Source organism: Paraburkholderia aspalathi, assembly GCF_905220735.1.
Taxonomy (GTDB): Bacteria; Pseudomonadota; Gammaproteobacteria; order Burkholderiales; family Burkholderiaceae; genus Paraburkholderia; species Paraburkholderia aspalathi.
The window spans coordinates 1-15181 of sequence record NZ_CAJNBA010000008.1 but is presented as its reverse complement, the minus strand read 5'-3'; the positions used below and the strand labels follow the sequence as shown (position 1 = coordinate 15181).

Sequence of the window (15181 nt, the reverse complement as noted above, 5' to 3'; positions counted from 1 at the left end):
TCAGCGCCGGAACGGCTGGGTCAGCGCAAGCGGCGCGGTTTGCCGGCCAATCAGCCCCGCCACCGCGATCAGCGCAAGCAGATAAGGCAGCATCACCAGCAACGCGGTCGGCACATGCACACCGATCAAGGGCAATTGGAACTGCAACGCGCTCGCGGCGCCGAACAGCAAACACGCGCCGACTGTGCGGCCGATCTTCCAGTTGCCGAAGATGATCGCCGCGATTGCGAGGTAGCCGGCGCCACCAGTCATCCCTTCGGTAAAGGTGTGAATGTCGCCGATCGAAATGAAACAACCCGCAGCGCCCGACATCACACCTGAGAACAGCACGGCGCCATAACGCAGCCGCGTCACCGAGAGCCCCGACTGATCGACCGACCTCGGCGCGGCGCCCACCGCGTGCAGCGCCACACCGAGCGCGGTCCGCCGCATCACGAGCGAGGTTGCCAGCAGAATCGCGAGGCCGAGATAGACGAGCCACACCTGATGAAACACGGGCTCGCCGATGACCGGAATCGCACCCAGACCGGGCGGCGACCAGCGCGCGAGGCCGGGAATCACCGCGCTCGAACGTTCGCCGAACAGCTCGCGATAGGCGAGCGTCGTCGCGCCGAGCGCCAGGATGTTGATGCCGATGCCTGTCACGATCTGATTGGCGCGCAACGTCACGCTCAGGAACGCTTGCAGCAAAGCGATCGGCAGCACGCCGAGCATGCCGATCGCGAGACCCAGCGCCGCATTGCCGGTCGCCCATGCACCCGCCGCGCCGAGAAACGCGCCCGACAGCATCATGCCCTCCACGCTCATGTTGAGCACGCCGGCCCGTTCGCTGATCAGTTCACCGGTCGAAGCCAGCATCAGCGGGGCGGCAAACCGGATCGAGGAGCCGACGAAAACCGCTACGAATTCCGCGTTCATCAACTTGCTCCTTTCGGCTCGAGCCACAGCGATCCGCCGGCCAGCGCGACGATCACGACGCCCTGCACCACCAGCACCAGCGCCGACGGCACGGATGCGACCATTTCCATATTGATGCCGCCCGAGCGCAGAAAGCCGAACAGCAACGCCGCCGCGCACACGCCGGTTATCGAGCCACGCGCGAGCAAACCGACCACAAGGCCGTCAAAGCCGTAGCCCGACGAGAAGCCGGCTTTCAGCGAATATTGATCGCCTTGCAGCATCAATGCGCCGGCGAGACCGCCGAGCGCACCGGCCAATGCCAGCGCGCCGACGATTGTCGACGTGATCGGCATGCCGGCGCGGCGCGCCGCCAGCGCGTTCAGGCCGACGGCGCGCAGATACATGCCGAAGCGGCTATACACCAGTACCAGCGCCACCACGATGCACAGCACGAGCGTGATCGGCAAACCGATATGCAGCCCCGTGGAGCTGGCACTCGACAGCAGCGGAAGTTTGGTCGAATCGGGGATATCCAGCGACTCGGGCAGCGTGGCGGCGTTGGTCATCGGCTGGCGCAGCAGCGTTTCGGATTGCACGCACCAGTAGAGGAACCACACCGCGATGAACGTCAGCAGCAAGGTGCTGATCACTTCGTTGGTGCCGGCGCGCGCTTTCAGCCAGCCGGGAAGCGCGCCCCACGCCGCGCCGGCCAGCGCGGCCGCCAGCATCGGCATGATGAACGAAAGACCGAACGGCAAGTGCGCGACGTGGCCATAGAGGCTGACCGCGGTGGCGGCGATGCCGCCCATCGCGATCTGCCCTTCACCGCCGACGTTAGTCAGTTGCGCGCGGTTCGCCAGCACGAAGCCGCTGCCGACCAGCGCGAACACGAGGCTGCGATTGATCGATGCGCCGATCGCGTAAGGCGAGCCCCACGCACCGTCGGCGAAGGCGGCAAGCGCGTCGCCGAGCGGCACATGAACGATTGCAATCAGCGCCAGCGCCGCTGCAACCGCGAAGAGCGCGGCGCCTCCCAGCACGGCCGCGGTTCGCAAGCGCCGCGAACCGTGCCATGAGACAAGAGACAAAAAAGTCGAAGAGGTCGTGGGAGTCATGCTGTCTGGCCTGCCATCCATGCGCCAATGCGCTCGCGTTGAAGATTGATTTGCGACGCATCCGGCACACAGGTGCCCATGATGCGGCCGCGATACATGACGAGGACGCGGTCGGCCACCGCCATCAGTTCGTCAAGTTCGGACGAGATCAGCAATACGCCGACGCCCTGGTCGCGCGCGGCGCGAATGTGCTCATACACTGCCGCGACCGCGCCGACATCGAGACCTCGCGTAGGCTGCGCCGCGACCAGCACGGCGAGGCCCTCGAGCGTGAGCTCGCGCGCCAGCACCGCTTTTTGCTGGTTGCCGCCTGAGAGGCCGCGAAAAGCGACGTCGGGACTCGCGGCACGCACGTCGAAACGCTGCATCAGCGCACGGGCGTCGCGCCGCATCGCGCGTCGGCGCATGAAGCCGTGCCGCGCGTAGTCGTCGAGGCGGTTGAGAAAGAGGTTTTCGGTCAGGCTCATGTCGGGCACGCAGCCGACCGCGTGCCGGTCTTCCGGCACCACGCCGACACCCGCCTTCGTCAATGTCTGCGGCGCAGCCTGTGTGCAATCTTTGCCCTGCACGAAAAAGCGCCCTGCACTTGCGCGCTGCAAGCCGGCGAGTACCGCACCTAGTTCGCTCTGACCGTTGCCCTCCACGCCCGCGATGCCGACGATCTCGCTGCGGTTGACCACCAGCGTGCAGTCTTCGAGACGCGTGACACCGTCGGCATCGCGCACCGTCAGGCCGTCGATCTGTAAGGCTTCGTCGGCGAGTGGCCGGCCGTAAGGGGACGCGCTGCGGGGTTTCGGCGGCGCGGGCTTCGCGCCGGGATCTGCGTTGTGATTCGCTTCATGGCCCTCATTCCCCGGCCGTTGAATCATGGCCCGCACGAGCGTATCGACATCGGCCGACGGCGTACTCGCACGAGCGACCACGCGGCCGCTTTGCAGCACCGTCGCACGGCTTGCGATCCGGCGGATCTCCGCCAGCTTGTGCGTCACCAATACAACCGCGCAACCGCGCCCGACAACCCGCGCACAGGTGTCGAGCAATGCATCGATTTCAGCCGGCAGCAGCACGGCGGTCGGCTCATCCAGCACGAGAAGCCGAGGCTCACGGATCAGACACTTGACGATCTCGACGCGCTGTTTTTCGCCGACCGACAGATCCGCGACCCGCGCATCCGGTTCAAGCGCGAGACCCAGATCAGCCACCAACGCGCGCACCCGTTGCGCCTCGCGCTTGCGATCGAGCCAGCCGCGTACCTGGCCGAGCAGCAGGTTGTCGAGCACGCTCACGTCTTCGACGAGACTGAAATGCTGATGCACCATCGCGATGCCGTGCGCAAGAGCGTCGCGCGGACTGTGGGGCTGATACGGCTCGCCATCCAGCCACATTGATCCCGCGTCGGGCTGATGCACGCCGAACACCACGTTGCAGAGTGTCGATTTGCCGGCGCCGTTCTCACCGAGCAGGCAATGCACTTCTCCCGCAAAGAGTTCGAGCGACACGTCGCTCAACGCCTGAAACGGGCCGAAGCGCTTGCCGATGCCGTCCATGCGCAGTACCGCGGTGCGCGGCGCGTCGTGACTCGCGCGGGCCGTGGCGCCCTCACCGGCCAACGCCGTTGTGCAAGCGGCAGAAGCTGGAGTGGCGTCCATATCAGCCTTCCGATACCTTGATCTTGCCGCTCTCGATGTCCTGCTCGATCTGCCTGATTTTCGTCGACATCTCCGGCGTCGCCTTGCAGACAACCATGCCCGACGCCTTCGGTCCCATTGCCAGGCCGAACGCCTTATAGCCCGGCTGCCACGTGCCAGCCGCCATCTGGTCGATTGCGTACTGCACCTGATAGCCGACGCCGGTAATCGAATACGCGATATACAGCGGGTCCGTGCCGCACCGGTCGGTATAGCTGCCGATCACATGCGTGTGCTTTTCGTTGGCCGCCTGCTCCATGCCACGCAAGCCGAGATTGAGAATGTGATAGTGGACGTCCGCGCCCTGGGAGATGGCCGCCAGCGTGGCTTCCTTCGCCTTCGAGACATTGTCGAAATCGCCCGTGTAGCTCTCGAAGTACTTGATCTTCGGATTGATGGAGCGCGCGCCGTTGCCGAACTCCTTGCCGGCGTTGACGATTGACGGAATCTCCATGCCGCCCACGTAGCTGACCGCGCCGTTCTTCGACAGCATCGCCGCGGCCGCGCCGGCGACGTAAGCGATCTCCGCCTGCTTGACGTCATATCCCGCCACATTCGGCGGCATGTCCTGCCCCTTGTTACCGCCGACGATTGCGAACTTCACATTGGGAAAGCGCTTGGCGATCTTCAGCACTGACGCCTGGGTCTGCCCGCCTACACCGATCACCAACTGGTTCTTCGACGCGAGGTTGGTCAGCGCCTGTTCCATGTCGGCGTAATTGATGTTTTCGATCATCTGCGTCTTGAGCTTCGGACCCAGTTCCTTCTGCGCGGCAACGAGCCCGTCGTAGCCGGATTCCATCCAGCCCTTGTCCGATTTCGAGCCGGGAATCAGCACGCCGACCCGTAACGGATCGGCAGCGAAGGCATGAACCGCGCTGGTGGATACGGCGAGCGCCACGACGCAGGTGGCGAGGGTTTTGAACTTGGCGATCGGCATTCTGGCATTCCTCTTGCGTTTGGTTTGGGTAAGTAGGTTATTCATGAACGAAACAAATGCAACTTCGATGCCATGCCGTACTTTTGACAGGCGCCGGACTTCATTCCGATCTGCTCGAAACAACGGACTGCGCACGGCAAACGCACCATGGGTCGAGGTCCGGGCAACACCCTTTTTATGGCGATTCAGACACGATGGAGAACCTCCGATGAAACAACACGACGCATATGGCACAAGCGTTTCCGGCCAGTTGGGCCGCGACGGCCGCTCTCGCTGGAGTGCCAGCGAGAAACTGGTCGACATGTCCTTGCCCCCGCCCGAACCAATCGTCGCGACGCTGTCGTGCGAACCGCAAAACGTGCGCATCGACCTGCGCAGCACGGCGATCGTCGTCATCGACATGCAGAATGATTTCTGCACCAATGGAGGATGGGTTGCCCAGATTGGGGGCGATTTCGTGGTGGACCGCGCGCCGATTGCACCATTGCAGCGCCTGCTGCCGACTCTGCGTCACCGCGGCGTGCCGGTTATCTGGGTCAATTGGGGAAACCGGCCCGACCTCGCCAACATGCCGCCGAACCAGTTGCATCTATATAAGCCGACCGGAACCGGCACAGGCCTCGGCGAACCGCTCGCGAGCAACGGTTCGCATGTGCTTGAGAAGGATTCCTGGGCAGCTGCCGTGGTCGACGAACTCAAGCCGCTGCCCGAGGACATCTGCGTGGACAAGTACCGCATCAGCGGCTTCTGGGACACGCCGCTGGACAGCATCCTGCGCAACCTCGGCATTCGTACGGTGATGTTCGCGGGCGTGAACACCGATCAGTGCGTGCTGCATTCGCTGACCGACGCCAACTTTCTCGGCTATGGCTGCGTGCTGGTGGAAGACTGCTGCGCGACGTCGTCGCCGGCGTTCTGCACGGAGGCGGCCGTCTGGAACGTGAAGAAGTGCTTTGGCTTCGTCACGGATTCGGCGCGCATCGTCGATGCCTTGGCGGATGCCGCATGAGTGCGTTTATCTCTGGCCCACGCGTACGTGTCGCTGCGACGGCGAGCGGGCCGCTCGATGGCCTGCGCTTTGCGGTGAAGGATCTGATCGACGTCGCGGGCGTGACGACCGGTGGTGGCAATCCTGACTGGCGGGCGGGCCATGTGCCGGCGCTCCGTCACGCGCCCTGTGTCGGAGCGCTGCTGGCAGCAGGCGCGACGCTCGACGGCAAGACGATCACCGACGAGCTCGCCTATAGCCTCGAAGGCGCCAACCATCATGACGGCACGCCGCTCAATCCGCGTTGGCCGCATGCCTTGCCAGGCGGATCGTCGAGCGGCTCTGCGTCGGCAGTGGCCAGCGGTGAGGTGGACTTTGCGTTAGGCACCGATACCGGTGGCTCGGTGCGCGTTCCCGCGGCGTTCTGCGGGTTGTGGGGTATGCGGCCGAGTCACGATGCGATTTCGCTCGAAAGTGTGTTGCCGTTCGCGCCGTGCTTCGACACGGTCGGCTGGTTCGCGCGGTCGATCGATGTGCTTGCCGCGGTGGGCGACGTACTGCTGCCGGAAGCAGCCTCGGCAGCTTCCTCGTCCGGTCAGCCGTTGCGCCTGGTTCGTGTCGCCGAGGCGTTCGCCGCTCGCGCGCGCAACGCACCCGACGATGCTTTACGCCTTGAGGCGCTAGCTGAATCGTTAGGTGCGGACACATCGCTCGATCTGTTCGCCGGGGACGAAGCGCGCTGGCTTGCGTGTTATCAGGCCGCGCAGGATCTTGAAATCGATGCCTCGCTCGGCGACTGGATCCGTTCGGCGCAGCCGCGTTTCGGCCCATCCATTGCGGCCCGCTTTGCACGGCTGCAGACGCTCGATCGAAACCAGGCCGAAAAATGGCGCGCCACTCGGCGCGAACTACGCAGCGTGCTCGATGCGACGTTCGAACCCGATCGCGTGCTGCTCATGCCGACCACGCCCGTCGCGCTGTTGGCGAAAGACGCGTCGGACACCGCAATCGGCGGTTTCTATGAAGCTGCGCTCACGATGAACTCGATCGCCGCGATTGGCGGTCTGCCGCAAATCACGCTCCCTTTTACTGACGAAATCGATCGTCCGCTTGCGCTGTCGCTCGTCGGCGCGCGCGGCAGCGATCGCGCGTTGCTTGCCCTCGCGCGCGATCTATACTCGCAACACACTTTGGCGAACCTTCGGTAGCGGAGCATTGATGCACAACCTGAAACTCGCCAGCAGCACCAGCGGCATGGTCACCAGTCCGCACGCCGTTGCCAGCGCCGCGGGCCTCGACATACTGCGTGCGGGCGGCAACGCGATCGAAGCCGCGATCGCCATCGGCGCGGCGCTATGCGTGACGTATCCGCATTTCACTGGGCTCGGCGGCGACGCTTTCTGGGTGATCGGCGACAGGCAAGGGACGTTGCGCACGGTGTCGGGCATCGGCCAGGCCGCGCAGCAACTGCCACCGTACAGCGGCGCGATTCCTTTGCGCGGTGCCGCGTCTGCGATCACCACGGCAGCGACCGTCGACACGTGGAATCAGGCTTATCAGATCAGCCGGACCTCATGGGGCGGGCAGCAATCGTGGGCATCGCTCTTCGATCACGCGCTCGACTATGCAGCGAATGGGTTTCCCGTCACGCCTTCGCAGCATTTCTGGCAAACACTCCGCGCGGATGAGTTGCGTTCCCTGCCCGGCTTTGCGGCAACTTTCGCGCCACACGGCCAAATTCCTGCCATCGCCGAACCTTTCGTGCAACCCGCGCTGGCGAAGAGCCTCGAGCGGATTGCCCGCTTCGGCGCGCGCGAGTTCTATGAGGGCGAGCTTGCAGAGCGGATCGCACTCGGTTTGCGCGAAGCCGGCTCGCCGCTGACGTCGAGCGATCTGGCGCGAACGCAAGCACGCGACGAGGCGCCTTTGCGGGTGGCCTATCGCGGTGGCGAACTGGTCAGCATGCGGCCGCCGACTCAAGGTGTGACGACCCTGCAGATCATGGGCACGCTCGATCGTTTCGATATTGCGCAGATTGCCGAGGGCAGCGCCGACTACTACCACCTGCTGGTGGAAGCGGTGAAGTGCGCGTTCGCGGACCGCGACCGCTTCGTGTCCGATCCTGAGTTCAACTGGGTGCCGGTCGATGACATGCTCTCGCCCACCGCGCTCGATGCCCATGCACGCTCGATCAATCTGCATGAAGCGCGCGCCTGGCCCCACGTGTTCCGCCCGGGCGACACGGTGTTCATCGGCGCGACGGACAGCGAAGGCCGCAGCGTCAGTGTTCTGCAAACGGTTTACTTCGACTGGGGTAGCGGCGTAGTGGCGGGCGATACGGGGATTCTGTGGCACAACCGCGGCGCTTCATTCAGCACGAATCCCCGGCATCACAACGCGGTGCAACCGGGCAAGCGGCCGTTCCACACGCTCAACCCCGGCATGTATCTGAAGGATGGCCGGCCACATCTGCTGTTCGGCACGCAAGGCGCCGACGGTCAGCCGCAAACGCTGGCCGCGATTCTCACGCGGCTGATCGACTACGGGATGGACCCGCTCACTGCCCTCGCCCGTCCGCGCTTTCTGCTTGGCAAGACATTCTCCGATACACGCGATGCGTTGAAGCTCGAAGAGGACGTCGGCGCCGACGTGTTTGCCGAACTTGCTGCACGTGGGCATGAAGTGAGCGCCATTCCAGCGCAGAGTCCTTTGGCCGGCCATCCAGGCGTGATCCGCATCGAGCCGGACGGCGCAGCATCAGGCGCGCACGATCCACGTAGCGACGGCCGTGCGCTCGGGGTTTGAGTCAGCTGAGTGTCAAGCGGCCGCGTGTCGCCACTCACGTAGTTTCCCGCGCTGACGCATTGGCATAGCCAGTGATGCCGAGCAACTGGCCCAGGCTTTTCTCGCCGCGCATCCGTGAGGTTTCGATTCGTTCCTGGATATCGCGAAGGTGCGCTTCCATATGGGCCATTGCACCGGCGGCATCGCGCGCTTCGATGCAATCGACAATCGTCGCATGCTCCGCGTGCTCGCACGGCGCATGCCCCGGCGGCTCATATACGCCGACAATGAGCGAGCAGCGCGAAACCAGTTCCTTCAGATAGTTTTGCAGGATCGAGTTGCCCGCGAGCGCGGCGATGCGCATATGAAAACCGCTCGCGAGCGTGGCCCACGAAGGCTGGTCGAAGCGATGCATCGCCTCATGTTCGCTCGCCAGTTGCTGGCGCAAGGCCTTGATGTCCTGAGCGCTCGCGCGCTGTACGGCCAACTCGACCAGCATGCGTTCAACGGAGCGCCGCGCCTCGAAGATCTCGCGCGTTTCCTCAGGCGTCGGCTCGGCGATCACCGCGCCCTTGTTCGGCCGCAGCACGACGATGCCGTCGTAGGCGAGCTTTTCCAACACCCGCCGCACGACTGCGCGGCCCACGCCGAACAGTTGGCACAATTCGGGCTCCGGCAGCTTCGTGCCGGGCGTCAGACGATGGTTCAGCACGCCGTCGAAGATTGATTGATAGATGCGCGCGTCGTCGTCCGCTTCTTCCTTCGGCGTTTTTCTGGCGATGGCCGCGGCGGTTTTCGGCTTGGTGGTCGTACTCGTGCTCATGCAGCCTCCGGGCGCAGCACGCCGTCCCGCTCCAGTTCGTCCATGTGATGCGCGATTGCGCCCGGCGTCGTGATCCACACATCGCCTTTCGCTCGTGCCGCGGCGATGTGTTCGAGCGCGCGGCGCAGATGCCGTAGTCGATATGGCTGCCCCACCAGATAAGGATGCAGCGCGATGCCCATTACGAGCGCCTGCGGTTGCGTGCCGCGATTCGCCTGCTCGAGCATCTCGTCGAACTGATCGACGATCATGTCGGCGAACGCGCGGCCGTCCATATGGCGGCCCACCATCATCGGCAGATCGTTGAGTTCCTGCGGGTACGGAATCGACCATAACGGTCCGCTGCGTGTCGCCATACGTACCGGACGATCATCGTGACACCAGTTCAGCGTATAGCGATAACCCGTCTCGGCCAGAAGGTCGGGCGTCAGGTGCGATTCGGAGATCCACGGTGAGAGCCAGCCCTGCGGCGGCGTGCCGGACGCTTCGGCGATACGTTCGCGGCAATGCAGAAGCAGCTCGCGTTCGCCATTTTCGTCGAGGTCGCTTTGCCGATGTGCGTTGGTGTGCCCGTGACCGATCAGTTCGTCGCCACGCGCCACGCACGCCGCGATCAACTCCGGGCAATGGTCGTAGAGCGCGGTATTGATGAGCGTGCCCGCAGGCATTTCCAGCTCATCGAACAGTTCGATACAGCGCCACGCGCCCACGCGGTTGCCGTATTCGCGCCAGCTATGGTTCAGCACATCCGGTTGCGGCGAAATCGGGCCGAGCGCGGCGCCTAGTCCCTCGCCGAATGCAAAGTGCTCGATATTGAAGCCGAGATAGACCGCGAGCCCGCTATCGCCGGGCCAGCGGAACGCGTCGCTATCCGTGATCGGGCGATACGCAAAGCGGCCATGGGTGGCGATCGGTTGACGGGCGCGATTCTCTGCTGCGGGCATGTTCCGTGTGTCGTTCATGTAAAGAAGCCGTGAGTGACGAAAGGCGACGCGCTAGGCCCCGCATGAACCGAGTTGGCCGGATCATGCCCCGGGACGGACCGAAGACGCACCGCGATTGCGCAAAAAGAAACGCTTTGATCGCTGACGATCGACGCCGCAGATCGTTTGCAATATGTGAGCCAATTCGTCGACGTTAAGCACACCGGCGCGTTTGCAATCGCCGGACCTCGCGAATGGACGGATGGCACATGTCTTGCATTTGGATGGCTTCGCCGAGGCATCGCGCATGGTTTTGCGTGCGTCAGCACTTCGCCGTTCACGAGGACATCCACTCCATGATTCAGCCTGCTTCAACGGTGCTAGAAACCACAGCCGCCGATATCGAACTGGTGCACGTGTCGAAGCAATACGGCGACTCGCTTGCCGTCGACGCCATCGATCTGCGCATTGCCGGCGGTCAGTATTGCTGCCTGCTCGGGCCCTCGGGATGCGGCAAGACCTCGACCCTGCGCATGATCGCCGGGCATGAATCGGTCACCGAGGGTGACATTCTGATTGCGGGACGCAATGTCACGCGGGAAGAACCCGCTGCCCGCGGCACGGCAATGGTCTTTCAGAACTACGCGCTGTTCCCGCATCTGAGCGCGCTCGATAACGTCGCGTTCAGCCTGAAAATGCGCGGCGTCGCGAAGGATGTGCGCCGCAAGCGTGCCGGTGAGCTGCTGGAGTTGGTCGCGATGTCCGCGTATGCCGAACGCAAACCGGCGCAACTTTCGGGCGGCCAGCAGCAGCGTGTTGCGCTCGCTCGGGCGTTGTTGAATCAACCGGGCTGCCTGTTGCTCGACGAACCGCTTTCAGCGCTCGACCCGTTCCTGCGTGTGCAGATGCGTGCAGAACTCAAGCGCTGGCAGAAAGAACTCGGCATCACGTTCGTGCACGTCACGCACTCGCAGGAAGAAGCGATGGCGCTTGCCGATCTGGTGGTCGTGATGAGCCACGGGCGCATCGAACAAAGCGGCACGCCGCATGAAGTCTTCAACCGTCCGCGTACCGAGTTCGTCGCGCGTTTTCTCGGTGGTCACAACGTATTCAACACGAATGGCCGCTCGTTTACCGTGCGCGCCGATCATCTGCGAGTGGTGCCGCACGGCGTCACGCCAGTTCAGACGGCAACCGGTGAGAGTGGCTTGGCGCGGATCGGCGGCGTGCCCTGCAAGGTGCGCGAAGCGGAATACCAGGGCACCCATTTACGCATGACGCTCGATCCGCTCGACGGCTCGCCGGAACTGATCTCGTTGGTGAGCGACGGCGATTATGACCCGGCACGGCTCGGCCCCGACGCGCGTGTGGTGGTCTGGTGGAACGAGCAGGATGCGCATCCGCTGGCGGCCTGAGCGGGTGCGCGGTTGTGTTCTGCCTGCGCGACACGGTGGCGCAAAGAAGGTCTCTGAACGAGAAACGTGAACCGAGTTTTAACTGAACGACAAACAGGCGCTGACCGAACATCAGGCGCAGACCAAACGAACGTCAACTGAGGAGAAGGCAATGAGTGAAGCGAACGAGAGCCCGGCAGCGGCCGCATCCGATCTGAAGGAAAAGGGCCTGTCGCGCCGCACGTTCATCAAGGGCGCTGTGGCGGCGGCCGGCATTGCCGGTTTTCCGTACGTGCATGCGCAGGAGAAGATCACGTTGCGCTACCTCGGCACGGCGGTGAATCAGAGCGCCGACATCGCGAAGAAATTCAAGGAAGACACAGGCATCGACATTCAATATGTGCCGGTGACGACTGACGACGTGGCCAAGCGCATCATCACGCAGCCCAACTCGTTCGACATTGTCGACACCGAATATTTCGCGCTCAAGAAACTGATTCCGGCCGGCACGCTCGCGGGCATGGACGCGAAACGTATCAAGCTCGCCGACAAGATCACGCCGGTGCTGACACGCGGTGAAGTGAACGGCAAGAAGATCGGCGATCAGGGCACCGCGCCGAAAAAGGTGATGTTCCTGACCGGCCCGCGCTCCACGGAATTCTCCGCAACGCCGACCGAATGGATGACGCTGATCCCGACCACATACAACGCGGACACGCTCGGCATCCGTCCCGACCTCATCAAGCGCCCGATCGACAGTTGGGCCGAACTGCTCAATCCGCAATTCAAGGGAAAGGCGGCGCTATTGAACATTCCGGCGATCGGCATCATGGATTCGGCAATGGCGATCGAGGCGATGGGTCACGTGAAGTACGGCGACAAAGGCAACATGACCAAGGCCGAAATCGACCAGACCATCAAGATCCTGATCGAAGCCAAGCGCGCCGGCCAGTTCCGCGCGTTCTGGAAGGACTTCAACGAAAGCGTGAACCTGATGGCGTCAGGCGAGGTGGTGATCCAGTCGATGTGGTCGCCGGCCGTGACCAAGGTGCGCACCATGGGTGTCGCCTGCAAGTTCCAACCGCTCAAGGAAGGCTATCGCTCGTGGGCGTCAGGTTTTGGCTTTCCGCGCTCCCTGCAAGGGAAGAAGCTCGACGCTGCGTACGAGTTCGTCAACTGGTTCCAGGACGGTTGGGCTGGCGCCTACCTGATGCGTCAGGGCTATTACTCGGGTGTGCTCGAGACGGCAAAGACGCACATGCAGCCTTACGAATGGGACTACTGGATCGAAGGCAAAGCTGCCGCGCAGGACATCAAGGCACCCGATGGCCAGTTGCTCGAAAAAGCCGGCACCGTGCGTGACGGCGGCTCGTACAACCAGCGCATGGGGGCGATTGCCTGCTGGAATGCCGTGATGGACGAGAACATCTACATGGTTCAGAAGTGGAACGAGTTCATCGCGGCTTAAATGTGGCTTTGGCGTGGCTCGAGCGTGACTTGAGCGACTGAATCGCATGCCGGACTGCCGGTGCATGACATGCCGGCAGTTCTTCGACGACGCGCTCATTCCGCAGCGCAGTGTTTCCACTGATACCCGCCCATGGCAACGATCGACCTTCCCTCTCACGCGCAGGATGAGCCCGTCAAACACCCGCGCGCGCCGGCATGGCTGCAGGCCACACCGCTTTCGCTCACGTTCCTGCTGTTTTTCATCGTGCCGTTGGTCATCACGTTGATCGTCAGTTTCTGGGACTTCAACGAATATCAGATCATCCCGGCTTTCACGCTCAAAAACTACGCGGCGATTTTTAATGGCTGTTCGTCGATGACGGACGTCTGCGTGACCTTGAAAACATACTGGTCGACGCTCAAGTTCTGCGCGATCGTATGGACCGTGACCTTGCTGCTGGGTTTTTCGATTGCTTACTTCCTGGCGTTTCACGTACGCACGACGAGCATGCAGACAATCCTGTTCCTCGTCTGCACGATTCCCTTCTGGACGTCGAACGTAATCCGCATGATTTCGTGGATGCCATTGCTCGGCCGTAACGGGCTCGTCAATCAGGCCCTGCTGGGCGCACATCTGATCGACCAGCCACTCGAATGGTTGCTGTATTCGAATTTCTCGGTCGTGCTGGCGTTCGTGCACCTCTACACGTTCTTCATGATCGTGCCGATTTTCAACGCGATGATGCGGATCGACCGTTCGTTGCTAGAGGCCGCGCGCGATGCCGGCGCAAGCGGCTGGCAAGTGATTCGCGACGTGGTGTTGCCGCTGTCGAAGACCGGCATTGTGATCGGCTCGATCTTCGTGATCACGATCGTAATGGGCGACTTCCTGACCGTCGGCGTGATGGGTGGCCAGCAGATCGCATCTGTCGGCAAGATCATCCAGGTGCAGACCGGCTACCTGCAATTTCCCGCCGCGGCGGCCAACGCGATCATTTTGCTGGCTGTCGTGTTGATGATCGTTTGGGGTTTGACGCGGGTGGTCGACATCCGAAAGGAGCTGTGAAGATGCAGGCCATTCGCCTCAGACATCGGGAGCGTCGGCCAGCCAGCTTTTACTGGCTCGCGCTGCTGTTCGGCTTGTTCGTGCTGTTCCTGTATGGACCGGTCATTACGATTTTCATTCTTTCGTTTCAGGGACCCGAGGGCGGGCTGACGTTTCCGATGCGTGGCGTGTCGTTGCACTGGTTTGCCGCGCTGCGTGACGGTGTCGGCGATGTCGATATCTGGGGGGCATTTGGGCGATCCGTGCGGCTGGCGTTGGCTGTAACCGTGTTGACCGTGCTGTTCTCGGTAGCGGCCGGATTGGCCTTTCGCCGACGATTTCGCGGGGATACGGCGGTCTTTTACGTGTCGGTCGCCAGTCTGATCATGCCGTCCATTATCGTTTCGCTTGGGATCGGGTTAACGTTCCGGTTGCTCGATAACGGTGTGAAGTATCTTGCTTCCGCATGGGGGTATCAATCGTTTGCCGATACCTATACGACGTCGATGGGCTTGTTCACGTCGGCGCTGGGCGCGCATTTGACGTGGACGCTGCCATTCGGTTTGCTCGTGATGTTTGCTGTGTTCAACCGCTTTAATCCTGCTTATGAAGAGGCTTCGCGGGATCTCGGCGCCACGCCGTGGCAAAGTTTCCGGCATGTTGTTTTGCCTATCATCGGACCTTCGGTTGTCGGCGTCGCGATGTTTGGGTTCACGCTTTCATGGGATGAGATTGCGCGTACCTCGCAGGCGATTGGGGATCAGAATACCTTGCCACTCGAATTGCAGGGGCTTACCACGTCGGTGACGACGCCTGTCATTTATGCGCTTGGAACGATGACTACGGTTTTGTCGCTTACGGTTATGGTTTTGTGTTTGCTCGCGGTGCGGGGGTTGGGGCGGCGGCGGGTGAAGTGACGTTTCTTTGCCTGCTTGGCGGTTGGGTTTTTGTTTGCTCGGGGTGTTGGGGTTTCCTTGTTCTGGCCTTGGTGCCTTTCCTTGTTTTGTTAGTGGTCTATTATTGTTGCCCCTGTGCGGGGCGGCACTGTAGTGGTTCAATGAACCTGGACACCTCTAAAGGGGATAATTCTCCAACTGAGGTGAGAAATGAGCAGACGGAACATTCCTGAAGA

13 protein-coding genes are annotated in these 15181 nt (G+C 62.5%); 7 read left to right on the top strand and 6 right to left on the bottom strand.

Going from position 1 to position 15181, the window contains the following annotated elements:
* The 4 genes from KHO30_RS32535 to KHO30_RS32520 are packed head-to-tail and all read right to left on the bottom strand — an operon-like array spanning window position 1 to window position 4643.
* Entirely contained in the window at window positions 1–918 is a 918-nt protein-coding gene (locus KHO30_RS32535) for an ABC transporter permease (protein ID WP_093645951.1), read from the bottom strand.
* Entirely contained in the window at window positions 918–2015 is a 1098-nt protein-coding gene (locus KHO30_RS32530) for an ABC transporter permease (RefSeq protein WP_211703389.1), read from the bottom strand. Before KHO30_RS32530 ends, KHO30_RS32535 begins: the two co-directional genes overlap by 1 nt.
* Window positions 2012–3664: an ABC transporter ATP-binding protein gene (locus tag KHO30_RS32525; RefSeq protein ID WP_425312930.1), complete on the bottom strand. Its 1653-nt coding sequence runs from the start codon at window positions 3662–3664 to the stop codon at window positions 2012–2014. The genes KHO30_RS32530 and KHO30_RS32525 overlap by 4 nt, the downstream gene beginning before the upstream one ends.
* Before the next feature lies 1 nt (window position 3665).
* Window positions 3666–4643, bottom strand: a complete 978-nt coding sequence (locus KHO30_RS32520; RefSeq protein WP_093645955.1) for a BMP family protein — start codon at window positions 4641–4643, stop codon at window positions 3666–3668.
* A 208-nt stretch (window positions 4644–4851) separates the two neighbouring features.
* Here KHO30_RS32520 and KHO30_RS32515 point away from each other — a divergent pair, with 208 nt between their 5' ends.
* From KHO30_RS32515 to ggt, 3 genes are read left to right on the top strand one after another with little or no spacing between them, the layout of a single operon-like run.
* Window positions 4852–5652: a cysteine hydrolase family protein gene (locus KHO30_RS32515; RefSeq protein WP_211703388.1), complete on the top strand. Its 801-nt coding sequence runs from the start codon at window positions 4852–4854 to the stop codon at window positions 5650–5652.
* Complete coding sequence (locus KHO30_RS32510; RefSeq protein WP_211703387.1) at window positions 5649–6839, top strand: amidase; 1191 nt, start codon at window positions 5649–5651, stop codon at window positions 6837–6839. Before KHO30_RS32515 ends, KHO30_RS32510 begins: the two co-directional genes overlap by 4 nt.
* 10 nt (window positions 6840–6849) lie before the next feature.
* Window positions 6850–8436 (top strand): gamma-glutamyltransferase, encoded by a 1587-nt coding sequence (ggt, locus tag KHO30_RS32505; RefSeq protein ID WP_211703386.1) that lies wholly within the window; start codon window positions 6850–6852, stop codon window positions 8434–8436.
* Between the two features lie 34 nt (window positions 8437–8470).
* Here ggt and KHO30_RS32500 read toward each other — a convergent pair whose 3' ends face one another.
* Both KHO30_RS32500 and KHO30_RS32495 read right to left on the bottom strand, forming a co-directional pair.
* Window positions 8471–9238, bottom strand: coding sequence for a GntR family transcriptional regulator (locus KHO30_RS32500; RefSeq protein WP_200620305.1), 768 nt, complete (start codon window positions 9236–9238; stop codon window positions 8471–8473).
* A complete protein-coding gene (locus KHO30_RS32495; protein WP_211703385.1) occupies window positions 9235–10200 on the bottom strand; it encodes a polysaccharide deacetylase family protein in 966 nt (321 codons plus the stop codon). The genes KHO30_RS32500 and KHO30_RS32495 overlap by 4 nt, the downstream gene beginning before the upstream one ends.
* A gap of 317 nt (window positions 10201–10517) precedes the next feature.
* On the opposite strand from KHO30_RS32495, the gene KHO30_RS32490 reads away from it, so the two are divergent.
* From KHO30_RS32490 to KHO30_RS32475, 4 genes are all read left to right on the top strand, one after another.
* On the top strand, window positions 10518–11576 hold the full coding sequence (locus tag KHO30_RS32490; protein ID WP_211703384.1) for an ABC transporter ATP-binding protein: 1059 nt from the start codon (window positions 10518–10520) through the stop codon (window positions 11574–11576).
* 151 nt (window positions 11577–11727) lie between these two features.
* A complete protein-coding gene (locus KHO30_RS32485; RefSeq protein ID WP_054042307.1) occupies window positions 11728–13023 on the top strand; it encodes an ABC transporter substrate-binding protein in 1296 nt (431 codons plus the stop codon).
* A gap of 132 nt (window positions 13024–13155) precedes the next feature.
* Window positions 13156–14070: an ABC transporter permease gene (locus tag KHO30_RS32480; protein ID WP_211703383.1), complete on the top strand. Its 915-nt coding sequence runs from the start codon at window positions 13156–13158 to the stop codon at window positions 14068–14070.
* Between the two features lie 2 nt (window positions 14071–14072).
* Window positions 14073–14966: an ABC transporter permease gene (locus tag KHO30_RS32475; protein ID WP_211703382.1), complete on the top strand. Its 894-nt coding sequence runs from the start codon at window positions 14073–14075 to the stop codon at window positions 14964–14966.
* Window positions 14967–15181: the final 215 nt, after the last annotated feature.